The organism is Pseudoalteromonas sp. GW168-MNA-CIBAN-0100 (assembly GCF_040309225.1).
GTDB classification, from domain to species: domain Bacteria; phylum Pseudomonadota; class Gammaproteobacteria; order Enterobacterales; family Alteromonadaceae; genus Pseudoalteromonas; species Pseudoalteromonas arctica.
The window spans coordinates 1-272 of sequence record NZ_JBEOOL010000562.1 but is presented as its reverse complement, the minus strand read 5'-3'; the positions used below and the strand labels follow the sequence as shown (position 1 = coordinate 272).

At 43.8% G+C, this 272-nt stretch carries 1 protein-coding gene; it reads left to right on the top strand.

From position 1 onward, the window contains the following. Nucleotides 1–228 (top strand): GspH/FimT family pseudopilin (locus AAEY62_RS22435; RefSeq protein ID WP_350636619.1); only part of this gene is annotated, 228 nt, incomplete at its 5' end. Between the last annotated feature and the right edge of the window lie 44 nt (nucleotides 229–272).

Genomic DNA, 272 nt, shown 5'->3' with positions numbered 1-272 from the left:
GAACACACCCATGAGTTTGATAGCTTAGAGTACCCACGAGATGCAATTACCTTTAGGCCCGATGGCTCATTAAACGGTTTTCAAAACGGCACCTTTATTTATTGCCCTAATAGCGATAAAGCAAACCTCGAAGGGCTTGCTTTATCGGTAAGTCAAACGGGTAGAATACGCATTAAATCAACTGACAAATGCCAGCAAAAACAAGCCGCTTACCTACCCCAGCAATAATCATTATCTGAGCCGCCTTTAGTCCCCTTAGCGCCTTTTAAACC